At 71.3% G+C, this 20,772-nt stretch carries 20 protein-coding genes, 1 tRNA gene and 3 pseudogenes; 11 read left to right on the top strand and 13 right to left on the bottom strand.

The genetic code is table 11. From position 1 onward, the window contains the following. Nucleotides 1-39: 39 nt before the first annotated feature. Nucleotides 40-1,440: a DUF6114 domain-containing protein gene (locus tag IEY96_RS27760; RefSeq protein WP_189197746.1), complete on the top strand. Its 1,401-nt coding sequence runs from the start codon at nucleotides 40-42 to the stop codon at nucleotides 1,438-1,440. 67 nt (nucleotides 1,441-1,507) lie between these two features. On the opposite strand, the gene IEY96_RS27755 is transcribed toward IEY96_RS27760, so the two are convergent. Continuing rightward, nucleotides 1,508-3,178, bottom strand: a complete 1,671-nt coding sequence (locus tag IEY96_RS27755) for a DUF885 domain-containing protein (protein ID WP_189197745.1) — start codon at nucleotides 3,176-3,178, stop codon at nucleotides 1,508-1,510. A gap of 152 nt (nucleotides 3,179-3,330) precedes the next feature. Between IEY96_RS27755 and IEY96_RS27750 the strand changes: the two are divergent. Then, nucleotides 3,331-4,476 (top strand): annotated as a pseudogene (locus IEY96_RS27750) (DMT family transporter); the annotation flags it as partial. Here the strand turns inward: IEY96_RS27750 and IEY96_RS27745 are convergent. Together IEY96_RS27745 and IEY96_RS27740 are read right to left on the bottom strand one after the other, a co-directional pair. Further along, nucleotides 4,359-5,429, bottom strand: a complete 1,071-nt coding sequence (locus IEY96_RS27745; RefSeq protein ID WP_189197743.1) for a PHP domain-containing protein — start codon at nucleotides 5,427-5,429, stop codon at nucleotides 4,359-4,361. The pseudogene IEY96_RS27750 and the gene IEY96_RS27745 overlap by 118 nt on opposite strands. 69 nt (nucleotides 5,430-5,498) lie before the next feature. Next, nucleotides 5,499-6,122: a M23 family metallopeptidase gene (locus tag IEY96_RS27740; RefSeq protein ID WP_373293660.1), complete on the bottom strand. Its 624-nt coding sequence runs from the start codon at nucleotides 6,120-6,122 to the stop codon at nucleotides 5,499-5,501. A 347-nt stretch (nucleotides 6,123-6,469) separates the two neighbouring features. Here IEY96_RS27740 and IEY96_RS27735 point away from each other — a divergent pair, with 347 nt between their 5' ends. The 4 genes from IEY96_RS27735 (at nucleotide 6,470) to IEY96_RS27720 (ending at nucleotide 8,284) form a co-directional block, all read left to right on the top strand. Beyond that, nucleotides 6,470-6,766 carry a hypothetical protein gene (locus tag IEY96_RS27735; RefSeq protein ID WP_148431762.1) on the top strand — a complete coding sequence of 99 codons (297 nt, stop codon included), beginning with the start codon at nucleotides 6,470-6,472 and terminating at the stop codon, nucleotides 6,764-6,766. 72 nt (nucleotides 6,767-6,838) lie between these two features. Next, entirely contained in the window at nucleotides 6,839-7,009 is a 171-nt protein-coding gene (locus IEY96_RS27730; RefSeq protein ID WP_189197741.1) for a hypothetical protein, read from the top strand. Between the two features lie 119 nt (nucleotides 7,010-7,128). Then, the gene (locus tag IEY96_RS27725; protein ID WP_189197740.1) at nucleotides 7,129-7,656 is read left to right on the top strand and encodes a tRNA adenosine deaminase-associated protein; all 528 of its coding nucleotides are present in this window, start codon (nucleotides 7,129-7,131) and stop codon (nucleotides 7,654-7,656) included. Nucleotides 7,657-7,834: 178 nt separating this feature from the next. Beyond that, nucleotides 7,835-8,284 (top strand): nucleoside deaminase, encoded by a 450-nt coding sequence (locus tag IEY96_RS27720; protein WP_189197768.1) that lies wholly within the window; start codon nucleotides 7,835-7,837, stop codon nucleotides 8,282-8,284. Nucleotides 8,285-8,293: 9 nt separating this feature from the next. Here the strand turns inward: IEY96_RS27720 and IEY96_RS27715 are convergent, their stop codons facing one another. The 3 genes from IEY96_RS27715 to deoD form a co-directional block, all read right to left on the bottom strand. Next, nucleotides 8,294-8,761 carry an acyl-CoA thioesterase gene (locus IEY96_RS27715; protein ID WP_189197739.1) on the bottom strand — a complete coding sequence of 156 codons (468 nt, stop codon included), beginning with the start codon at nucleotides 8,759-8,761 and terminating at the stop codon, nucleotides 8,294-8,296. Next, complete coding sequence (locus tag IEY96_RS27710; RefSeq protein WP_189197738.1) at nucleotides 8,758-9,396, bottom strand: TetR/AcrR family transcriptional regulator; 639 nt, start codon at nucleotides 9,394-9,396, stop codon at nucleotides 8,758-8,760. The genes IEY96_RS27715 and IEY96_RS27710 overlap by 4 nt, the downstream gene beginning before the upstream one ends. Nucleotides 9,397-9,545: 149 nt before the next feature. Continuing rightward, nucleotides 9,546-10,253, bottom strand: a complete 708-nt coding sequence (deoD, locus tag IEY96_RS27705; protein ID WP_148431748.1) for a purine-nucleoside phosphorylase — start codon at nucleotides 10,251-10,253, stop codon at nucleotides 9,546-9,548. Nucleotides 10,254-10,328: 75 nt separating this feature from the next. On the opposite strand from deoD, the gene IEY96_RS27700 reads away from it, so the two are divergent. Then, nucleotides 10,329-10,415, top strand: a tRNA-Ser gene (locus IEY96_RS27700). An 86-nt stretch (nucleotides 10,416-10,501) separates the two neighbouring features. Here the strand turns inward: IEY96_RS27700 and IEY96_RS27695 are convergent. Continuing rightward, nucleotides 10,502-11,408: pseudogene (locus IEY96_RS27695) on the bottom strand (tyrosine-type recombinase/integrase); the annotation flags it as partial. Nucleotide 11,409: 1 nt separating this feature from the next. Between IEY96_RS27695 and IEY96_RS27690 the strand changes: the two are divergent. Next, nucleotides 11,410-11,781: pseudogene (locus tag IEY96_RS27690) on the top strand (HAD family hydrolase); the annotation flags it as partial. Between the two features lie 93 nt (nucleotides 11,782-11,874). Here IEY96_RS27690 and IEY96_RS27685 read toward each other — a convergent pair. Next, nucleotides 11,875-12,333 carry a GvpU-like protein gene (locus IEY96_RS27685; protein ID WP_189197737.1) on the bottom strand — a complete coding sequence of 153 codons (459 nt, stop codon included), beginning with the start codon at nucleotides 12,331-12,333 and terminating at the stop codon, nucleotides 11,875-11,877. Between the two features lie 25 nt (nucleotides 12,334-12,358). Between IEY96_RS27685 and IEY96_RS27680 the strand changes: the two genes are divergently transcribed. Further along, nucleotides 12,359-13,081: an NYN domain-containing protein gene (locus IEY96_RS27680; protein WP_189197736.1), complete on the top strand. Its 723-nt coding sequence runs from the start codon at nucleotides 12,359-12,361 to the stop codon at nucleotides 13,079-13,081. Between the two features lie 158 nt (nucleotides 13,082-13,239). After that, a complete protein-coding gene (locus IEY96_RS27675; protein WP_189197735.1) occupies nucleotides 13,240-14,556 on the top strand; it encodes a hypothetical protein in 1,317 nt (438 codons plus the stop codon). A 266-nt stretch (nucleotides 14,557-14,822) separates the two neighbouring features. Here the strand turns inward: IEY96_RS27675 and IEY96_RS27670 are convergent, their stop codons facing one another. The 5 genes from IEY96_RS27670 to IEY96_RS27650 are packed head-to-tail and all read right to left on the bottom strand — an operon-like array spanning nucleotide 14,823 to nucleotide 19,392. After that, the gene (locus tag IEY96_RS27670) at nucleotides 14,823-15,425 is read right to left on the bottom strand and encodes an HD domain-containing protein (RefSeq protein ID WP_189197734.1); all 603 of its coding nucleotides are present in this window, start codon (nucleotides 15,423-15,425) and stop codon (nucleotides 14,823-14,825) included. A gap of 37 nt (nucleotides 15,426-15,462) precedes the next feature. Continuing rightward, nucleotides 15,463-17,613 carry an NACHT domain-containing protein gene (locus IEY96_RS27665; RefSeq protein WP_189197733.1) on the bottom strand — a complete coding sequence of 717 codons (2,151 nt, stop codon included), beginning with the start codon at nucleotides 17,611-17,613 and terminating at the stop codon, nucleotides 15,463-15,465. Nucleotides 17,614-17,672: 59 nt separating this feature from the next. Further along, entirely contained in the window at nucleotides 17,673-18,167 is a 495-nt protein-coding gene (locus IEY96_RS27660) for a hypothetical protein (protein ID WP_373293659.1), read from the bottom strand. A 32-nt stretch (nucleotides 18,168-18,199) separates the two neighbouring features. Beyond that, entirely contained in the window at nucleotides 18,200-18,814 is a 615-nt protein-coding gene (locus IEY96_RS27655) for a hypothetical protein (protein WP_189197731.1), read from the bottom strand. 53 nt (nucleotides 18,815-18,867) lie between these two features. Next, complete coding sequence (locus IEY96_RS27650; RefSeq protein ID WP_189197730.1) at nucleotides 18,868-19,392, bottom strand: ArsR/SmtB family transcription factor; 525 nt, start codon at nucleotides 19,390-19,392, stop codon at nucleotides 18,868-18,870. A 96-nt stretch (nucleotides 19,393-19,488) separates the two neighbouring features. Here IEY96_RS27650 and IEY96_RS27645 point away from each other — a divergent pair, with 96 nt between their 5' ends. Next, a complete protein-coding gene (locus IEY96_RS27645) occupies nucleotides 19,489-20,748 on the top strand; it encodes an MFS transporter (protein WP_189197729.1) in 1,260 nt (419 codons plus the stop codon). The last annotated feature ends 24 nt before the right edge of the window (nucleotides 20,749-20,772 follow it).

The following is a 20,772-nucleotide window of genomic DNA, read 5'->3' as shown; positions in this document are numbered from 1 at the left end:
CGTTCCGTCCCTCGTTTTTCGCTCCGCCAGGAGGAGTACGTGACGAACGCTGATCCGCAACACGTCCGCGCCGGTGGTGCCGGCCGGGTGTGGCGGGGCTTCCAGAGCTGGCGGCGGACCCGGCCGTTCTGGGGCGGCCTGCTCACCGCGCTGGCAGGGGTGGAGATGTTCGCCTCCACCAAGATGACCCTCAACGGCTTGAGCTTCCACAGCGGATCCACCGGGCTCTACTCGCTGCTGATCCCGGTCATCCTGGTCAGCTGCGGGCTGCTGCTCTGGTTCAGCCCGGGACAGCGGCTGTTCTACTCGATCGTCGCGGTGGTCACCACGATCTACTCGCTGATGGGGCTCAACCTCGGCGGCTTCTTCCTCGGCCTGCTGCTCGGCATCATCGGCAGTGCCCTTGCCTTCGCCTGGACGCCGACCGCCCGGCCCGCCACCGACCCCACCGCCGGTCCCACTGACGGCGAGCCGGCCGCCGAGGTGCCGCCGGACGGTCCGCCGGAGTCGCCCGGCACCTCCCGCGACCCGCAGTACTTCGCGGTGGCGCTGGTGGTGCTCGGCCTCTCCGCCACGGCGCTGGTGGCCATCCACCCCCAGCCCGTACGAGCGGCCGCACCCGCCACGACCCCGACCACCTGCCCGAAACCGCCGGCGCGGGCCACCACCCCGTCCCCGTCGCCCAGCCGCGTCACCCCGACCCCGACGGCCAGCCCGAGTTCGTCGGCCAGCCCGAGCCCGTCGGCGGAACCCAGCTCGGACGGCAACATCCTCACCGACATCCTGGACGGCATCGGAGACCTCTTCACCGGCGGTAAGCGGGCCGCGTCGACCGCGCCGTCGGCGAGCCCCAGCCCGGCCGCCGGCGCGGTCGGGACGCCCGGCGCGCCGGCCGCGGCGACCCCGACCCCGACCGGGTCGGGCGGCGCCACTCCCACCTGCCCCCCGGCGAAGCCGAGCACCCCCCGCAAGGTGGAGGCGGGCGCGCCGATGCCGAAGATCGCCCCCGAACCGGGACAGCCGAAGGTGGCCCAGCAGCCGTCCAAGCTGACCGGCTCGAAGGTCACCATGACCGGGCTCCGGTTCGAGGGGATCGTCGAGCTGCCCACCCAGGAGGGCACGCTGAAGTGCCTGAAGTTCACCATGGACAAGGCGGTGACGGAGGACTTCACGCTCCGGGCCACCGGCCCGGACGGTAAGGCCCAGCGGTACGTCACCGACCGGCTCACCGTCGAGGGTGACGTCGCCTTCTACGCCACCCGCTTCGTCGGGCATCTGCTCGGCATCAAGATCACGCTCACCCCGGACCTGCCGTTCCCCGACGGCATCCCGATCACCTCGCCGATCCCGATCAGCTTCACCGACCCGGTGATCGACCTGGCGTACGAGAACTCCAAGTCGCTCACCGCCCGGCCCGTGCTCAAGCTCGACCTGGCCTGACGCGCGACGGTAAGCGGAACGGCCGGGAGCCGGAGGATCCCCTCCGACTCCCGGCCGTCGTCGTCGCTCAGAGCCGGGCCAGCGCCCGGCGCAGCGGGTCGAGCCCCAGCGAGCCCAGGTCGAGGGCCTGGCGGTGGAACTCCTTGAGGTCGAACTCGGCGCCCTTGCGGGCCTTCGCCTCCTCGCGGGCCTGGAGCCAGATCCGCTCGCCCACCTTGTACGAGGGCGCCTGCCCCGGCCAGCCCAGGTAGCGGTTCAGCTCGAAGCGCAGGTTCTCGTCCGGCACCCGGCAGTGCGCGCGCATGAACTCCCAGCCCAGCTCCGGCGTCCAGCGCTCGCCCGGGTGGAAGCCGAACGGGTTGTCGGCCGGGATCTCCAGCTCCAGGTGCATGCCGATGTCGACGATCACCCGGGCGGCCCGGAACGCCTGCCCGTCGAGCATGCCGAGCTTGTCGCCCGGGTCCTCCAGGTAGCCCAGCTCGTCCATCAGCCGCTCGGAGTAGAGCGCCCAGCCCTCACCGTGCCCGGAGACCCAGCAGAGCAGCCGCTGCCAGCGGTTGAGCAGGTCGGCGCGGACGGCGGTCTGGGCGACCTGGAGGTGGTGACCCGGCACGCCCTCGTGGTAGACCGTGGTCACCTCGCGCCAGGTGGAGAAGTCGCTGATGCCCTGCGGCACGGCCCACCACATCCGGCCCGGCCGGGAGAAGTCCTCGCTCGGGCCGGTGTAGTAGATGGCGCCGTCGCTGGTGGGCGCGAGGCAGCACTCGATCCGGCGCACCTGCTCCGGGATGTCGAAGTGGGTGCCGTGCAGCTCGCTGATCGCCTTGTCGGCGAGCGCCTGCATCCAGTCCCGGAACGCCTCCTTGCCCTGGATGGTCCGGGCCGGGTCCGCGTCCAGGGCACGCACGGCGTCATCGACACTGGCACCCGGACCCGCGATGCGCCCGGCAACGGTTCGCATCTCGCCCTCCAGGCGGGCCAGCTCCGCGAAACCCCAGGCGTACGTCTCGTCGAGGTCGACCCGGGCGCCGAGGAAGTACTGCGAGGCCAGCTCGTAACGCTCCCGGCCGGCGGCCTGCTTGAGCCGCCCCTGCGGGGCCAGCTCGGTGCGGAGGAACTGCCCGAACTCGGCGGTCGCGGCGGTCGCGGCGGCCGCGCCCTTGCGCAGCTCGGCGCCGAGCGCGCCCTCGGCGCCGAGCCGCTCGGCCAGGCCGTGGAAGAAGTTGTCGCCGTTCGGGTCGACCCAGATGTCGCACTGCTTGGCGACCTCGACGAGCTGCACCTGCGAGCTGACCTGGCCGGCCGCCGCCGCCTCGCGCAGCGTGCGCTTGTAGCCCTCCAGCGCGCCCGCGAAGCGGTTGAGCCGGGCGGCCACGTTCGCCTTGGCGTCGTCGCCCTCGGTCGGCATGAGGTCGAAGACCATCCGCAGGTCGTGCAGCCCGCTGGCGATCACGTTGACCTCGCTGCTGGCCTCGCCGGCCTCGTAGCGGGCAAGCTCCAGACCGAGGCGCTCCTGCATCGCCTCCCTGGCGGTCCGCTCCGACTCCGTGTCCGGCTCGGTCACGTCGAGGTCGGCCAGGGTGCGCCGGGTCAGGTCGGCGCGGGCCGTGTAGCCCTCGGGGGAGAGGTCGTCGAGCTGGTCGTCGTAGCCGGCGATACCGACGTAGGTGGCGCCGGTCGGGCTCAGCGGAGCCCAGTCGGCCACGTAGCGGTTGGCGAGGTCATCGATTCGTCCCACGCTGCGACCCTACGTGACCGTGCCACCCCGTTGTCGACCAAGTTCGTCGTGTGCGGAGGAGCAGGCGCAGGTGTGGTCGAGCGGTTGTGGCGGTCGACACGGCGTCCGATTTTCGCGGGACTTCGTCGTACCCCTACGGCAGAGTGTCAGGGGTGACAGTGGATACCACTCCTGACCGGGCCCCGTTGCGGAGCTGGCTGCCCGGGTTCCTCGCGCTCGGCGTGATCTGGGGTTCCAGCTTCCTCTTCATCAAGGTGGGGGTGGCCGAGCTGCACCCGTTGCATCTCACCCTCTACCGGGTGGCCACCGGCGCGGTGACGCTGCTGGTGGTGCTGGCCGTGCTGCGCGACCGGCTGCCCCGCGAGCCCCGGGTCTGGGCGCACCTCGTGGTGGTGGCCGCCTTCGGCGTGGCGCTGCCGTTCACCCTGTTCGGTTTCGGCGAGCAGCGGGTGGAGTCGATGCTCGCCGGCATCTGGAACGCCACCACGCCGCTGATCGTGCTGCCGCTGGCGGTGCTGGTGTTCCGCACCGAGCGGCTGACCGTGCGGCGCGCGATCGGGCTGGCGCTGGGGTTCACCGGCGTGCTCGTGGTGCTCGGCGTCTGGGAGGGCGTGGGCGGCTCGCACTTCACCGGCCAGCTCATGTGCCTCGGAGCGGCGGCCTGCTACGGGGTGGCGATCCCGTACCAGAAGAAGTTCATCGCGGGCAGTTCGTACTCCGGCCTGTCGCTGTCGGCGGCGCAGCTGCTGGTGGCGACCGCGCAGCTGGCGCTGGTCGCGCCGCTGGTGGCCGGCGCGCCGCCGGTGCCCACCGGGCTCTCCGCGAAGGTGGTGGGCTCCGTGCTGGCGCTCGGCGCGCTCGGCACCGGGCTGGCCTTCGTGATCAACCTGCGCAACATCCGGGTCGCCGGGGCGAGCACCGCCTCCACGGTCACCTACCTCATCCCGGTGTTCGCGGTGCTGGTCGGCGCGGTGGTGCTGGGCGAGCGGATGAACTGGCACCAGCCGGTGGGCGCCCTGGTCGTGCTGCTCGGCGTGGCCGTCGCGCAGGGGATGCTCGGCCGCCGCCGGCCGGCGTCCGTCCCCGCCGCCGCCACCCGTCCGGCGGTGCCGGCCGGCCGCTGACCGGCGGGTCGGCGAGGTGGCGGGGTCCGGGTCCCGGATGCCGCCACCGCGGCCGCTCAGCCCCGGCCGGCCGTCCACTTCACCAGGCGGTCGGCCTTCCAGGTGTTGACCACCCGGTTCGCCGGTACGCCGCAGAGCGCGGCCCGTTCGCAGCCGAAGCGCTGCCAGTCGAGCTGGCCGGGGGCGTGCGCGTCGGTGTTGACGGCGAACTTGCAGCCGGCCTCCAAGGCGCGGCGGATCAGCCGCTTCGGCGGGTCCTGCCGCTCCGGCCGGGAGTTGATCTCGACGGCCACGTCGTGCTCCGCGCAGGCCGCGAAGACCGCGTCCGCGTCGAAGTCGCTCTCCTTGCGGGTACGCGCCCGGTGCCCCCGGTCGCCCGGGCCGGTCACCCCGGCCGGCCGGGAGGAGACCATCCGCCCGGTGCAGTGGCCGAGGATGTCCAGGTGCGGGTTGGCGATCGCGGCCAGCATCCGGCGGGTCATCTTCGCCCGGTCGTCGTTGAGGCCGCTGTGCACCGAGCCGACCACCACGTCGAGCCGGGCCAGCAGCTCCTCGTCCTGGTCCAGCGACCCGTCGGCGAGGATGTCCACCTCGATGCCGGTGAGGATGCGGAAGCCCTTCGGCAGCGCCTCGTTCACCGCGGCCACGTGGTCGAGCTGCTTGCGCAGCCGGTCCGCCGTGAGCCCCCGGGCCACCGTGAGCCGGGGCGAGTGGTCGGTGAGCACCACGTACTCGTGCCCCAGCTCGACCGCCGCCAGGGCCATCTCCTCGATCGGTGAGCCGCCGTCGGACCAGTCCGAGTGGGTGTGGCAGTCGCCGCGCAGCGCGTCCCGCAGCTTCGCGGCGGCCTCGTCGAGGTCGGTGCCCTCGGTGGCGACCAGCCGGCGCAGGTAGACCGGCTCCTCGCCGGCCAGCGACTCGGCCACGCAGCGGGCCGTGACGTCGCCGACCCCGGACAGCTCGGTGAGCTTGCCGGTGCGGGCCCGCTCGGCCACCTCGCCGGTCGGCAGGGCGGCGAGCGCCTTGGCCGCCGACCGGAACGCCCGGACCCGGTAGGTGGCCTCGTTCGCCCGCTCCAGCAGGAACGCGATCCGCCGCAGGTCGGCGATGGGGTCCCGCGCAGTCATGCCCTGCAACCTACGCGCCCGTGCGGCCCGCCGCGCGGTGTCGCCCGGGGTGTCGGGAGTGGACGGCGGTCAGCCGGCCGCGGCGGAGTCGCTCGGCGCCTTCGGGCAGCCGTGCTTGCGCTGCCAGGCGGTCACCTCGGCGGCCGGCGCGCGGTTGCCGCGCTTGCGCCACGAGTCCAGGTACTTCGCCGGCCAGACCACGCCTCGCCGGATCCACCAGTCGTCGTGGCCCGTGCACTTCGGGGAGAGCCCGAAGTGCAGGTGGCAGACGTTGTTGGCGTTGCCGGTGCGGCCCACCTTGCCGAGCTGCTGCCCGGCCCGCACCCGGACCCCGGCGTCCACGCCGGTGGTGATCGCGCTCAGGTGCGACCCGTAGTAGCGGACCCCGTCGTCGCCGAGCAGCGAGACCGACAACCCGCCGTTGTACGGACCCAACGGCCCCCGCCGGCTGAACCGGTCCACCCGGCTCACCTCGAGGATCACCCCGTCGGTGACCGCCACCACCGGCTCGCCGCAGTCGGCGAAGATGTCCGTCCCCGGGTACGCGGAGTGGGTCGGGTGGTAGTCGACGTTGCCGGCGCGGACCGGGAAGACGTGCCGCAGGTCGGTGCGGCTCGGCGAAGGGGACGGCGTGGGCGGGGCGGCCGACGCCGTGGGGTCGGCCGGAGCGGCGGGCCGCGCCCCGGTGGCCATCGCGCTCGGACCCTGCCACGAGTTGCCCGGCGCCGAGGCGGGGCGGTCGCCCGGGCCGCACCCGGCGGCCAGCGCCGCCACGAGCAGCAGGACCGGGTACGCCGGACGCGCGCGGCGTCCGATCGATGGCGAGCGCATCCGGTCATCCTTACAGACCACTACCGTGGGGACGAACGCTGAGACGGGTCCGTACCGCACGGTCGCTCTGCGTGACCTCGGTACATCTACGTTCCGTGAAGGGGGCAGCGGTGACGAACGGCTGGCAGGGCGTACCCGGTGAGCCCGGTGCGGGGCCCGTGCGGCCGCTGCCACGCACCCCGTCGGGGCTCTTCCCGTCGGGGGCGCCGATGCGGCCGAGCTACCGCGAGCCGTACCCGGTCACCGGCGCGGGCGTCGCGGTCGGCGCGGTGACCGCCTTCGCCTGGCTGCTGCTGTTCGGCCTGCTCGGCCGGGACGTCCCCGGCTACGCGTGGTGGACGCTGTTCGCCGGCGGGCTGGCCTGGCTGGCCGCCGCGGTGCTGGTCCGGCACGGTGACCGAGGGGTGGCCACCGGGGTCGCGATCGTCACGGCGGGTGGTTGGAGCATCGCCGCGGCGATCGTCGCGGTGCGCTGGGCGCAGAGTGGCGACTGGCCGCTCTGGTGACCCTGCGTGCCGGTTTCATTGCGTAGTGAAGACCGTCTTGACGTACGCGCGGTGACGGTTCACGCTCGCGGTATGGCCTGGACCACCCCGCCGCGGCTCGACCCCGAGCGGAGCCGCCGCCGCCTGCAACTCCTCGCCGAGTTGGCCGGTGCCCGCACGGTGCGGCAGCGCGTACGGCCGCAGCGGGCCCGCAGCGAGCGCCTGCGCGAGCTGATCGCGACCCGCCGCCGCGTCGCCGGCTGACCGACTTTCTCCGGGAACGGCCGGCCCTTCGGGGCGTTGACCGGTCGGCTGCCGACCCGACCGGTTAACGTGCATCGCGTGACGAGTCGGCGTGCTGCCGAGGTCAACTTGGGGGGACCGTGTCGTACTTCGCTGCTGCCGTGGCGCGCGTCGAGGGCGCCTGGACCGCCGACGAGGTGAGCCTGCGGGGCGTCACCGACATCGAGGAGGTGGCCGACCGGCTGCGCGACGTCGAGCCGGACGCCGACCTCTCGCTGCTCTTCGTCGAGGCCGACGACACGTACCTGGTGATCCTGCGCCTCGACGAGGGGGAGGACCTGCGGGTCTTCGGCTCCGACTCGGCGTACGCCGAGGAGTCCCGGCTGGGCGCGCTGCTGGTCGGGGACCTGAAGACCTCGGTCACCGGGCTGGAGGACGCCGACGAGCCGCGGCCGGCCGCCGGTGGCGACGAGGAGACCGAGCAGCCGGCCGTGGACCCGGAGGCCGACCCGGTGGGCGACGCCGACATCCTCGCCGACCTGGGCATCCCGGCGCCGAAGCTGCTCTCCCTCAGCGGCTCCGAGGGAATGATGCCGGCCGACGTCACCGCCGAGATCTGCCAGGTGCTCGGCTGCGCCGACGAGGTCGAGGAGCTGCGTGAGGTCTGAGCCGCCCGGCCCGGAGTGGACCGGCGGGGCGGAACCCGCCGACGCCACCGATCCGGCCCTGGAGACCGTACGCCCGGGGCAGCCCACCCCGGGCCGGCCGGCCCGGGTCGGTCCGGGCGCGGACGAGGGGCTGGCCGACCCGGGCGGCGTGGGCCGCCGGCAGCGGCACGAGCTGTGGATGCGTCGGGCCCTGGAGGTCGCGGTAACCGGCCCGGACAGCGTGCCCGAAGACGGCCCCGACGCGATCGAGGACGTCCCGGTCGGCGCGGTCGTCTACGGCCCGGACGGCGCCGAGCTGGCCATCGGCCGCAACGAGCGGGAGCTGACCGGCGACCCGACCGCGCACGCCGAGGTGCTGGCGCTGCGCCGGGCCGCCGAGCGGCTGGGCCGCTGGCGGCTGGAGGGCTGCACCCTGGTGGTGACCCTGGAGCCGTGCACCATGTGCGCGGGGGCGATCGCGCTGGCCCGGATCTCGACGGTGGTCTTCGGCGCGTGGGAGCCGAAGACCGGCGCCGTCGGCTCGCTGTGGGACGTGCTGCGCGACCGCCGCCTCACCCACCGCCCCGAGGTGTACGGCGGGGTGCGGGAGGCGGAGAGCGTCGCGCTGCTGCGCGCCTTCTTCCGCTAGACCGCCCGGTCAGGCGGGTTGCGGGGCGGGACGCAGCAGGGTCTCGGCGACGGCGCGGCCGGCCTCGGTCCAGGCGGTGGGGCGCAGGGTGGCCGGGTCCAGCCGGACGATCGACCGGGTGCCCTCGGCGTAGACCGTGGCGCCGTCCACCGAGCGGAACTCGAAGGCGTAGCGGGCGCTGCTGGTGCCGAAGTGCTCCAGCCAGAAGTGCACCGCCACCGGGCCGACCCCGGTGACCGGGGCCCGGTAGGTGATGGTGAACTCGCGGACCGCGTGGAACACGTCGGGGGCGCTGTGCAGGTCGCCGCGGAAGGCGACGCCGCGCTCGGCCCAGTAGGGCGTCAGGGCGCGCTCGAGCAGCATCGCGTAGCGGGCGTTGTGCAGGATGCCCATGGCGTCGAGGTCGTCGAAGTGCACGGGGACGTGCTCGACGTGACCGAACTCGGCGACCGGCCGGTCGACGGTGGCGTGGCTCATGACTGGCCTTCCGGTAGCAGGGTCGGATCCGGGCAGAGCGCCCGCAGCCGGTTCAGCAGGCCCTGGCGGGCGTGCCGGTAGGTGGTGTCCGGGTCGAGCAGCCGGGACCGCATCGCCGCGCTGATCCCCAGCGCGTCGATCTCGTACGCCAGCAGCGGCACGTCCAGGTCGGCGGGGAGTTCGCCGAGCTCGACGGCCTCCCGGACGAGGCGTTCGAGGAACGCGGTCCACCGGCCGAACGCCTCGGCGAGCCGGTCCCGGACCGGGCCGGGACGGGCGTTGTACTCGAACTCGGTGTTGGCGAAGAAGCAGCCGCCGGGCAGCACCCGGGCGGCGTAGAACTCGATCCGGGCCTCGTGCAGCGCGCGCAGCCGGCGGACGCCCCGGGGGGCGCGCAGGGCCGGGGCGGCGATCCGCTCCTCCCACTGGGCCACGGCCCGGTCGACGGTGGCGAGTTGCAACGCCTCCTTGGAGCGCCAGTGCGCGAAGAGGCCGGACTTGCTGACCCCGAGCCGGTCGGCGAGCTGGGCGAGGGAGAGCCCGTCCAGGCCGACCTCGGTGGCCAGCGCCACGGCGGTGTCCAGCACCGCGGTGCGGGTGCGGTCGCCGCGGGCGACGCGGCCGTCGGAGGTCATGCGGGCAGCGTAGCGAGAAAACAGCACGACCGGTCGTATTTATTTGTGTGACCCCGGTAACGGCGACCGCCCCGCCACCGGGCGGTGACGGGGCGGTCCGGGATCGGGTCGGATCAGGCGGTGACGGGGCGGTCCGGGATCGGGTCGGATCAGGCGATGGCGGTGTCCAGGGCGATCTCGACCATCTGGCCGAAGGTCTGCTCGCGCTCCTGCGACGTGGTCTTCTCGCCGGTCTTGATGTGGTCGCTGACGGTCAGCACGGTCAGCGCGCGGGCCTTGAAGCGGGCCGCGATCGTGTAGAGCGCCGCCGACTCCATCTCCACCGCGAGCACGCCGTAGTCGGCGAGGGTGTCGTAGAGGTCCGGCCGGTCGGTGTAGAAGGCGTCCGCGGCCAGGATCGGGCCGACCCGCATGGTGATGCCGCGCCGCTCGGCCACCTCGACCGCGGTACGCAGCAGCCCGAAGTCGGCCACCGGGGCGTAGTCGATCAGCCCGTCGAACCGCATCCGGTTCATGTTCGAGTCGGTGGACGAGCCGATCGCCGCCACCACGTCCCGCAGCTGGAGGTCCTCGGTCAGGGCGCCGCAGGAACCGACCCGGATCAGCGTCTTCACGCCGTACTCGTTGATCAGCTCGTGGGCGTAGATGGAGGCGGACGGCATGCCCATGCCGGAACCCTGGACGGAGACCTCGACGCCGTTCCAGCGGCCGGTGAAGCCCAGCATGCCGCGAACCGTCGTGTAGCAGCGGGCGTCCTCGAGGTAGGTCTCCGCGATCCACTTGGCCCGCAGCGGGTCGCCCGGCATCAGGACCCGCTCGGCGATCTCTCCCGGCTCAGCGCCGATGTGCGTACTCATGGCAAAGATCCTGCCAGGCCGGGCCGGGGGATACCGGTTCGGCGTCCAGACCCGGGGTCCTGTACCCTACTCGGCGGTGGCGTGTCCGAGTGGCCTAAGGAGCACGCCTCGAAAGCGTGTGAGGGTTTACGCCCTCCGCGGGTTCAAATCCCGCCGCCACCGCTCGTGAAATGCGAGAACGCCCGGTCGATCCGTGAGGATCGGCCGGGCGTTCCGCTTGTGGTCTCAGTTTTGGTCTCAGTTCGTGCTCAAGAGGCCGATTTCGGCTTCTCCGGCGGGCTGTCCCAGAGCAGTCCGCCGACGCGCTGCGCAATGTCCCGCCGGACCTGGGCGGTGAGGTGTTGGTACCGGGCCGCCATCGCGGAATTGGACCAGCCCATGATGCCCATCACGGCGCGCTCGGCCACGCCGAGGATCAGCAGCACGGTTGCCGGCGGTGTGCCGGGCGTCATGCAACCGGCCGTCTCGTAGCCCGGCGAGCTTGAGCACTCGCTTCCATTCGTCGTAGTCGGTGCGCGGGTTGACCGGGCCGCCGGTCGGCATGGCGAACAGCCAGTCACCTCCCTCCCAGAGTTGGGCGGCGGTAGCGCGCTCCTGGTCCTGCTCGTCGCTGTGCTTGCGGAGCAGCGCCACCAGCTCGTCAGGGAGGCCGATGCTGCGCCGACCGGCCCGAGATTTGGTGTCGGCGGTATCGGCCCGAATCTGTCGGCGGTCGGGACAGTGGCCGCCGTGCTTTCGGCCGCACGGTGAGCGGCACCCGTGCTCCCACCTCGGCCGTTGCCGGCCGCGCCGGACGGTCAGGGTCCCGGCGTCCAGGTCAACATCTGACCGGCGCAGGCCGAGCGCCTCCCCCTGGCGCAGGCCGAGGGCCAGCGCGACCGCCCACCGTGCGCTGTTACGCCGGCCATGGGTGGCAGCCATGAGCCGCTGTACCTCGGCGACCGTGTACGGCTCGATCTCACCCTCTGGCATGCGCGGTGTCTTGGCGAGGGTGGCCGGGTTCTTGACGAGGTGCCCCCGGCGTACGGCCTCGTTGAGCGCGGTTCGGATCGTGCGGTGCACTTGGTGGGCGGTCGCCGGGGCGCTGCCGGTCTGTTGCATCCGGCGGTAGAAGCGCTCCAGGTGCTCGGGCTCCAGGCGCTCGATCCGGTGGGCGCAGGCTGGGCTACCAGTGGCGGTCGTCAGCAACAACAACTCCGCCGGGGCGGTCACCGCCTATCTGACCGCGCACCGGCTCGCCGGGTACGTATCGCCCGTGGTCGGCCGGGCGTACGCCGATCCGGCCCGCATGAAGCCCCATCCGGAGCCGATCATCCATGCGGTTCGCGCTATCGGCGAGCCGTCGGGCCGCTGCGTCCTCGTTGGCGACTCACTGTCGATCGAGGGAGCACGAGCCGCCAGCGCGCGAGTGATCGGATATGCGAACCGGCCGCCAAAGGTGGAAGCGTTCCGAGCGGCCGGGGCGGATGCCGTAGTCACGAGTATGGGGCGGATCGCTGAAGTTCTGATCGAGCGGTCCCGCGGCTAACTTTCACCGGGCCTATGGTTGCCCGGCGCTCCACAGTGCCCATCCCGCGGCCTCAGGGACGGATTGACCCCGAGCCTTTCCGCTCACACCGGACTAGTTGACGCCCTGCTCAGCGCCCTGACCGGTTGCCGCCCCTAGGCTCCAAGCAGTTACTTGGTTTAGCTTGATCCGCCAGGGCATTCGGTTGGTCTGGCCCTGGGGATTCAGAAGACACCCGTCAAGGATGTGGACGTAAACTCCGGTGTGATCAAATACGGATCCATCGTCAGCCATTTTGCCGGCTGCTTCATTGATCACTCGAAAAATCCTACCGATTGATCCCGCGCCGCCGCCAATGCCGGCAAACCACTCGGCGTACCAGCGCTTCTTGCTCACCAGATTTCCGTGGATTGCCCCACCCGGCACCAAAAGGAGAAGGCCCACCTCAAAGGCATCACCGACATACTCTGCCATGTCAACGAGGCTTGCAAGTGTGGTGTCGATACTGTCGTCAGGCACCAACATTGGAAAATCGTGGGCTGCGGTATAATCGCGGTCCACTTCGTCAGCCATGGGAAACACCTTCCTTGGAGGGGTCATGAAGACTCAAATGATCGGGATGGTTGATGCAGGCTTCTTGGCTCGCTCGGCGGTGAATTTGCTCGGCAGACCGGCCGTGGTCGAGGGCGAAGAACTCGTCTACTGGCTCCGCATTGTATCAAGGCGACTTGGTCTTGGTTTCCTGCGAGGCTACTGGTACGACGGGGCATATCCCGAAACTCACCGTGAGAAATATGCTGAGCAGCAGAAGCGTTTCGCCGAGCTGGAGGAGTGTGCTGGCCTTCAACTGCGACTCGGCCACCTGGAGCCCCGTCCTTTTGATTTCAAGCCAGCACTTAAGGCTGCGACCGCCGAACTGGGTGTCGATTATGCCGACCTGATGAGTCGAATGAAGCTGGAGCGACTCTACCAGCAGAAGGGCGTTGACACGCTAATCGTCCTGGACATGCTCCGTCTAGTTCAACAAGGGTCCTGCGGCGTAATCGTGCTCATCGCGGGGGATAGAGACTTGGCTGAAGCAGTCCGAGCCGTTCAGGGCCTAGGCGCGACAGTTATCATTGCGCATCCCGAGCGGGCTCCACTATCGCCAGAATTGCGCGACCTGGCCGATGATCGCATCATCCTAACTGCCGGCATCATGGAGAAGCTCACAACCAAGTACGCCGACAGAAGGCGTGAGTTGATGTCCACGTTGCTCGGTGAAATGGAGGCTGAGTCGGAGAGGGCTCGCCAGCTTATAGAGGCTGACGCCGGTCAGTAAAGTCTCGGGTGACGTGTACGAAGGCGCACGGAGTCTCAGTTGGCGTCTCATCCGTTCGCGGGCCCGCCACCAAAAGGCAGGGAACCGCTATGAACCGTCACTCTCCCCATTGACGCGACGCGCTAACATCTCGAGGTATGCGCCAGAGGGAGGGCTCAATGACGGTCATGAGCGCGCTACGAGAAGAGGCAAAACAACAGTTCAGGGCGTTGGCCATTAATCTCTGGTTGCAGACCAAACACTGGCCAGCTTTCCGGGTGCTTCCGCGAGCGCGCCTACTGTATGCCACTTGGCTCAGCGTCGTTTCCCAACATAGCGCCACGCCCGGCGGCCCTGCGGGGCCGACGGCCCTCACTCTACGGCGGATTTCGATTCACTCAGCTATTAATGATAGGTGGATCTACAGGACTCCTCTATCGGTTGTTGGCGTAGGGCTGAGCATCTCCTTGCTCCTTGCGATTCCCGTCTTCTCCGCCTCATTCGTTGATGCGCAACTTCCCGCCGGAGGGGTCGTGGCTGTCGGGTTCGGCGCGATCATGTCATGGATGCTGCTGACCCTCATATTCGGAGCACTGGCTCGGATTCCGCCCCTCTCCTTTGCTCCTCTCTTGGTCCGGCTTGCAGAGATAGGGGCCAGTGCGCTGTTCGCATGGTGGATCATTCGCGGGAACGGCAACGCCCTGCTGGAATCCTTTATGAACAGAGACAGTGTCGCGCAAAGTGATAGAGTTCTGACGCTGGCTATTGTGCATACCTTTGCGATAGCTACCGCGCTGTACGTTGTTGGTGCGTTCGTGGTCGATTTTATGTTCTACATAGCTGGATCCAGATCACCCGTCGAGGTGCTGAGCCGGCGAATTAACGGATATCCACCACCCCTGCATATTGCGGTCGAGACATACCTCTGCTTAATCACGTACATCGACCGAAGCAGGTCGTGTATGCACAAGAGGGCGGTCAAAAAAGCGATCGTCTCGATCATCCGATTCCACCGATCGGAAATGATTCTAGACATCGACCGCTGCGTCAGAAGCTTCGGCGGCAGCCTCGAGGATAAAGCCCTGTACCGCAACAGAACGGAGGCCGTTGCTTGTCGACTACGAGACCACGAGCGGAAACTCCTTGACTCTTCAACTCCCAGGGAGGTCGACAGCGTCCTACAAGAGATGACGAGCGAGGTTGAGTCTCTATGTGTGAATGGCTGGCAGGAGGCAAGCGCCCAAGTCAAGCGAGATCTGAGAGTCCACCTAGCCGGATTCGTGCGCCGCGTCGTGCCGGCGATAGGTTTGGCGGCATTGGGGTTTTTCTACCCTCAGCTACCTACAGTGGATCCGGCCGGGTCGGGAACGGGAGCTGTTCAAGCTACGATAATCGCGGCAGCAATAGCCTTACTATTCGCATCGGATCTACCGCTAGACGGCGGGGTGGCCAATTTTTTGGGTAGAAGAGGGCGAGGCCGAAGTGAGCGTGACTAGCTGACAAAATGGGGCTGACGTTCGCGGGGCGGCCAAGCGCCGGGGTGGGGAACCATCGCGGATAGATGATCGCAGACCTCGAAAGCGTGTGAGGGTTTACGCCCTCCGCGGGTTCAAATCCCGCCGCCACCGCTCGTGAGATGCGAGAACGCCTGGTCGATCCGTCACGGATCGATCGGGCGTTCCGCTTTCCGGCGTACCGAGGGCCGGACCGGGCTCGGGTGAGCCGGTTCACCCGCCGCTGTCGTCGTGCGGAGCCGGGACGACTAGGCGTCGAGCGGATGGGCGAGGAGCCTGCTGCGCCCGCCGGATCCGATCGACTGTGCCGCCGTGCTGGACGGCTTGCGTTCCGCCTGGTCCTCGAACGAGGCCAGGAACTCCGTGGCGAAGTCGAGCCGGGGGTACCGGTCGAGCACGCTTTTCCGCAGGGGCTCGGGGAACTCCTCAGGACGTCGTCCGGCCACGTCCCAGGCCGTCGCGACCTGCAGCAGGTGGGACTCGGCGTCGTCGGCGGCGGACACGTCGGCGCGCATGTGCGTGACGACGATGTGTTCCGCCCGGGCCGCGCGGGCCTCGGGCCAGCCGGCGGCGACTCCGAACACCCACGCCAGCTGCCCGCCGGCCTCCTCGAACGGAAGCGAATGACTGTCGAACGGCTCGGTGAGCCCGGCGTCGTGCAGGAGGGCCGAGACGTAGTACAGCTCGTCGTCGAAGGCGATCCGGTGTGCGCGGGCGTACGTCACCCCCCACACGTATGACCGGATGGAGTGATTGAGCAGCGCGGGCGAGCAGTAGCGGGTGGCCACGGAGAGCGCCGCCGTCCCCTCAGCGGTACGGAGAAGCTCCGGCAAACCGGAAGACTCGGGCATAGGCGGATTGTACGAACGGGTTGCCTCGGCCGCGGGTTCACACTCCGCCGCCGCCAACCGTCGAAGCGCCCGGCACATCCCGGCGGCTTCGTCGTGTCTGCTCCGTCCGGGCCTGGGCGGCGGCGGCCCGGAACCGCAGCAGCGGCATGTCGGCATCGGCGCGCTCGGCGAAGTGGTCGAGCAGCTCCCGGTGCACGAAGATGTAGCCGTCGCCGACCTGGCGCAGGAAGAGGCACTGCACCGCGTGGTCGAGGAACGGCAGCAGCGGGTACGGCACCAGGTCCGCCCGGGCGAGCCGCCGCCGGACCAGGGCCTGCTCGATCATCGGGGAGAACGCGACGACGCTGAACAGCAGGAGGCTCGTGCCGCCGCCGAGCAGCACGGCGAAGCGGAGCGCCTCGGCCGCGCCCCGGGCCAGTGCGACCGGCGCGAAGCCGAGCGCAGCGACGCCCAGCCCCAGCGCGACGAGGTTGCCGGCCATCACGGTCAGCCGCTGCCGCAGCAACGGGCTCGGCAGCTCGCGGCGGCCGGTGCGGGGCGGCGGCGGCCGGAAGTAGAGCAGCACCTGGGCGCTGTCGAGGGCGACCAGGGTGACCACCGTGGCGAGGAAGAATCCGGCGCCGTAGCCGAGGCCGGCGGTCCAGCTCGGGCCGCCGGGTGCGAGCCAGCCGGTGAGCCCGCCGACGGCCGCGCCGGCGACGAGCGCCGAGACCTGGATGAACCGCTCCAGCTCCGCGAGCCCCATGGTCCAGGCGACCACCCAGCTCTCCGGGCGCCGGTCGTCGCGGTCGCGGATGGCCCAGGTGAGGTCGAACAGGTCGTCGTAGTTGGCCGCGTACATGAGCACGGCCAGCGCCACCAGCCCACCGGCGACCACCAGGCCGGTCACCGAGCCCAGCGCCCAGCCCGCCGCGCCGAGCAGCGCGGCGAGTGCGGTGCAGCTGAGCAGCCGGGTGACCGCCGTCGAGGTCCACAGCGCGGCCGAGTGCCGGGCCGACCACGACTCGTCGATCATGTCCAGCACGAAGACCGTCTGCTCGCGCAGGCTCAGCACCTGGGCGAGGGTGGCGAGGTGGCGGGCCGTCCGCTCGGGCCGGTACCGGGGGTGCGGCCGGCGGCGCAGCATGACGTCGACGTACCGGGTGAAGAGGCGCTCGCGGTCGGAGCCGGCCGGGGCCGGGCCGGGTCCGGCGTCGGCGGGGTCGGCGTACGCCAGCGCCATGATGCTGAGCATCAGCGGCGAGTCGGCGAGCTGCCACAGCTCGGGGTCGGCCTCGAGCGCGTCCCGCAGGCCGCCCAGCCCCGGCCGGTCGAGGTACCGCGCGATCTGCGACCGGTCCAGTGGCTGGATGGCGACGGTGCCGTAGAGGGGCAGTTCCGACCGGAGCCGGGCGTACTCCGCCTGCCGGCAGCAGACGGCGATCGGGGTGAGCGGCTGCCGGCCGTGGAACGCGGCGATCGCCTCGGCGCAGGCGTCGCGGTGCGGCTCGGCCACCTCGTCCAGGCCGTCCAGCAACGGCAGGATCTCTCCCGCGGCCACCCAGCCGGCCGCCTGTTCGGCGGGTATGCCGTACCGCTCGGTGAGCTGCTCGACGAGCCACTGGTCGAGGGGCCGGCGGAGGGTGGCCCAGGAGGAGAGGTTGAAAACGGCGGGGATCGGTGCGTCCGGGTCGTGGTCGGCGCGATCGAGCAGGTCCCGGGCGAGTTCCAGCAGGGTGGTCGTCTTGCCGGCGCCGGGGGCGCCGACGATGACCACCGCCTGGTCGAGCTGGTCGAACAGGGCCGACATCGAGGTCCGGTCGTCCAGCGAGCCGGTGAGGCCGTCCCGGTGGCTGGCCCGCAGGCTCCACGGGTGCCGGCGGTCGTCGGCGGTCGCGGCGATGCCCAGCTCGATCCGCGCCTCCTGGTACAGGGACCGGTCCAGGACGCTGGTCACCCAGTAGCGGCGGACCCGCTCCAGCAGCACCTTCCGGGCCCGCGCGGCGCCGGCCGTTCCGATCCCCCGCGGCTCCCGGCCGCGCTGCACCTCGATGACCACCAGGACCGTCACCAGCAGCAGCACCAACGGCCAGGCCAGCCAGAGGTACGGGGACCAGCGCCCGGGCAGCGCCCCGGTGGCGACGTTCGTGGCCACGCCCAGCAGGGCCACGACGATCACCGAAAGGCCGACCATGACCACCCGACGCATGCGTCGTCTCTACCGTCCCACCGGGCGGCCGCACAACCCACGTCCGGCGGGCGGACGGGTCAGCAGGGGCCGTAGCCCTCGTCGAAGAGGCGGCGGGCCCAGTCCGCGTACCCGGCGATGATCTTTCGGACCGTGCTGCCGTCGTGCAGGAAGAGGTACGCGCGGTCGCCGCTGCGGGCCAGCAGGCCGTCGAACCGGTGCATCTCCTGTGGAGCGTCGAGGTCCACCACCGACGGGTACGCGTCGTGCACCGCGTCGACCGGCGTGCCGACGGTGATCCCCTCGGGCGTGCTCATCGGGTCGTCGAGCCAGAGCAGGACGAGCCGGTCGTCGACGAAGATCGGGCTGACCGAGCCGTGGCCGGCCAGCGTGGGCCCGCACGCGTCCTCGTCGGTGCGCAGGACGCCGCGCCGGGTCAGGTCGTCCTCGGTGGCGCCGAACTCGGCGTTGTCCAGCCCGTCGAGGCTGACCACCTCGGCCGCTCCGACCGGCCGGGCCGGCACGTCCGGCCCCTGTGGACGGACGCCGCTGCCGGCGATCGAGGCGGCCGCCATCAGCGCGGCGATGAATCCGAATTGTCGCAATCTCATGCAATCCCCCAGTCCCCAACGGGACCGGAGCGATGAGGTTGCTGGTGCTGGTCGGATTGCCGCAGTTCCCACTCCTCGGCCAGCTCGTCCCAGTAGTCCGCGGAAAGTCCGCGCCGCCCGTGCGCCAGCCAGCCGGCCGTGTCGCGCTCCAGGTGCAGGCCCAGTTCGGCGAACGGGTCGATCCACGGCCCCGGCTCGGCGCCGAGGCGGGCGAGCGCCGCGTTGATCGGCCACTCGGCGCGCGGCCGGTCCAGCCGGTCGTCGAAGCAGGGCCCCCAGCTCGGCTCGCCGCCCAGCCAGACCGCCGCGGCCTGGTGGCCCAGCCCGCCGGCGAACTCCGCCTCCAGGTACGCCACCGGCCCCCGCCGGGACCAGCGGGCCAGCAACTGGCTCAGGGCGGGCGAGAGGACGAGCTGGAACGGCTGCTCCGCCGAGGGCTCCCCGGTGGCGAAGTCCGGCAGCCGGCCGGTCAGCTCCTCGACGAGCTGCGAGGTGACCGGCAGCAGCGCGAAGTCCTGGCGGAGCGCCGCGAGCACCGCGTGGTCCAGGCCGGCGGTCTGCTCGCGGAGCAGTTCGATGTCGGCGACCACCGCGCTGAGCTGGTAACTCATCCGCTCCCCTCGGCGTCCACAGGCTGTGGATGGAACATGTGTACGACGGCTGGTCAGTCCTCCTCGGCGGCCGGTGGCGGGTCGGTCATCTCGAAGGCCATGAGGGTGGCGCCCACCCGGACCGTACCGGGCGCGTGCGGCGGCTGGGCGGCGTCGTGCAGCTCCGTCATGATCGCGTGCAGCCGCCGGCGCGCCGCCGCCCAGGCGTCGGGGGAGACCCACAGCTCCGCGTCGGTGGTGACGCCGGCCGTCCCCGGGGCGCGCCCGGCCACCCGGTCGAGGAGGTTGCGGGCGAGCGACTCGGCGAGCAGTGGCTGCCCCTCCTGCTGCTCGGTGAGCCAGGGTCCGCGTACCGCCCGGTAGCGGCGTTCCCGGCCGCCGCGCCGGGCGCGCACGTCGGCCAGCTCGACCAGGCCGGCGGCGTCCAGCCGGCGCAGGTGCTGGCTGGCGAGGGCGTGGGAGATGGCCAGCTCCCGGGCGAGCGCGGCGGCCGAGAGCGGCGCGCTCCACAGCAGCGAGAGCATGCGCAGTCGTACCGGATGGGCCAGCGCGCGCAGGCGCGGGTCGGTGGTGCTCACGGCCGCCATTGAACCGTACCCGCCCGCCGCATCCACCCCCAAGCATTGACTTGGGGGTCGGGTGTGGACAGAATCGCACCGCACGGGGGAGGTGCCATGAGCTGGGGTACGACGAGGGTGCTGGGCAACCGCGACGCCGGGCGCTACCTGGCCGGGGTGCTGGTGTCCGGCTTCGGCACGGCGGCCATGCTCCTCGTGGCCGGGATCTGGGTGAAGGACCTCACCGGGTCGAGCAGCCTGGCCGGCCTCGTCACCCTGGGCACCTGGGGGCCCACCCTGGTCGCCCCGCTGATCGGGGTGCTGGCCGACCGGTTCCGCCGCCGGCCGCTGCTGATCGCCCTGCACCTGGCCATGGCCGCCCTGCTGCCGGTGCTGCTGCTGGTCGACACCGCCGCCCGGGTCTGGCTGATCTTCGCGGTGATGGTCGCGTACGGGGTCAGCTTCGTGCTCATCGACTCGGCCGAGGCGGCGCTGGTGCCGGCCGTGGTCCCCGGCGAGTTGCTCGGTGACTTCAACGGGCTGCGGATGACGGTCAACGAGGGCATGAAGCTGGTCGCCCCGCTGGCCGGCGCCGGCCTCTTCGCCGCGTACGGCGGGCACCCCGTGGTGCTCCTCGACGCCGCCACCTTCGCCCTCGCCGCACTGCTGCTCACCCTGATCCGGGTCCGCGAGGCGCCCCCGCCCCCGCCCGAGCCCTGGACCCGCCAGCTCGCCGAGGGACTCGGGCACCTGCGCCGGCACGCCCTGCTCCGGCACCTGGTTGCCTGCACGGGGGCCGCCATGCTGCTGATCGGGATCAACGGCGCCCTCGCGTACGCCGTGGTGGACGACGGCCTGCACCGGCCGCCGGAGTTCAACGGGGTGCTCGGCACGGTGCAGGGCGTCGGGTCACTGGTCGGTGGTCTGGCCGCCGGCGCCCTGTTGCGCCGGCTCGGCGACCGGCGGGTGACCGCCGTGGCGGCCGCGCTCCTGGCCGTCGGCCTGGCACTGCGGGCCGCGCCCGGCCTCGTGCCGGTGGTCGCCGGCACCCTGGCGGTCGGGGTCGGTGCGCCGCTGGTGCTGATCACCGTCTGGACCGCGGTGCAGCGGGAGACGCCGAACGCGCTGGTCGGGCGGGTGTCCGCCACCGTGAACACGCTCACCTTCGGCCCCGGCACGCTCGCGGTCCTGGCCGGCGCCGGCCTGCTGGAACTGGTCGACCACCGGGTGATCCAGCTGGCCGTCTGGGCGCTGCGCGGCGGCCCGCGTCCCGCTGCATCGGAGGGCCCGCCTGCCGCCGGCTTGGAGGAGGCCGCGCCGGCACCGGCCACCCCGCATGCCGCCGCCCCGGCCGCCGGGACGGCGGAGCGGGGCTGACGGCGTACCGCGGCAGGGGCCGAC

The sequence above is a fragment of the Micromonospora fulviviridis genome (assembly GCF_014648395.1).
In the GTDB taxonomy this organism is placed as follows: domain Bacteria; phylum Actinomycetota; class Actinomycetes; order Mycobacteriales; family Micromonosporaceae; genus Micromonospora; species Micromonospora fulviviridis.
The sequence above is the reverse complement of the archived record's forward strand: the minus strand, read 5'-3'. Positions and strand labels throughout refer to the sequence as shown.

Bases quoted from the DNA above. Each gene is read 5' to 3' on its own strand.
- IEY96_RS27745 (WP_189197743.1), bottom strand. From the start codon at position 5,429: ATGACTGCGCGGGACCCCATCGCCGACCTGCGGCGGATCGCGTTCCTG.
- IEY96_RS27740 (WP_373293660.1), bottom strand. From the start codon at position 6,122: ATGGCCACCGGGGCGCGGCCCGCCGCTCCGGCCGACCCCACGGCGTCG.
- IEY96_RS27735 (WP_148431762.1), top strand. From the start codon at position 6,470: ATGCGGCCGAGCTACCGCGAGCCGTACCCGGTCACCGGCGCGGGCGTC.
- IEY96_RS27730 (WP_189197741.1), top strand. From the start codon at position 6,839: ATGGCCTGGACCACCCCGCCGCGGCTCGACCCCGAGCGGAGCCGCCGC.
- IEY96_RS27720 (WP_189197768.1), top strand. From the start codon at position 7,835: ATGCGTCGGGCCCTGGAGGTCGCGGTAACCGGCCCGGACAGCGTGCCC.
- IEY96_RS27715 (WP_189197739.1), bottom strand. From the start codon at position 8,761: ATGAGCCACGCCACCGTCGACCGGCCGGTCGCCGAGTTCGGTCACGTC.
- IEY96_RS27710 (WP_189197738.1), bottom strand. From the start codon at position 9,396: ATGACCTCCGACGGCCGCGTCGCCCGCGGCGACCGCACCCGCACCGCG.
- deoD (WP_148431748.1), bottom strand. From the start codon at position 10,253: ATGAGTACGCACATCGGCGCTGAGCCGGGAGAGATCGCCGAGCGGGTC.
- IEY96_RS27685 (WP_189197737.1), bottom strand. From the start codon at position 12,333: ATGGCTGACGAAGTGGACCGCGATTATACCGCAGCCCACGATTTTCCA.
- IEY96_RS27680 (WP_189197736.1), top strand. From the start codon at position 12,359: ATGAAGACTCAAATGATCGGGATGGTTGATGCAGGCTTCTTGGCTCGC.
- IEY96_RS27675 (WP_189197735.1), top strand. From the start codon at position 13,240: ATGACGGTCATGAGCGCGCTACGAGAAGAGGCAAAACAACAGTTCAGG.
- IEY96_RS27670 (WP_189197734.1), bottom strand. From the start codon at position 15,425: ATGCCCGAGTCTTCCGGTTTGCCGGAGCTTCTCCGTACCGCTGAGGGG.
- IEY96_RS27665 (WP_189197733.1), bottom strand. From the start codon at position 17,613: ATGCGTCGGGTGGTCATGGTCGGCCTTTCGGTGATCGTCGTGGCCCTG.
- IEY96_RS27660 (WP_373293659.1), bottom strand. From the start codon at position 18,167: ATGGCGGCCGCCTCGATCGCCGGCAGCGGCGTCCGTCCACAGGGGCCG.
- IEY96_RS27655 (WP_189197731.1), bottom strand. From the start codon at position 18,814: ATGAGTTACCAGCTCAGCGCGGTGGTCGCCGACATCGAACTGCTCCGC.
- IEY96_RS27645 (WP_189197729.1), top strand. From the start codon at position 19,489: ATGAGCTGGGGTACGACGAGGGTGCTGGGCAACCGCGACGCCGGGCGC.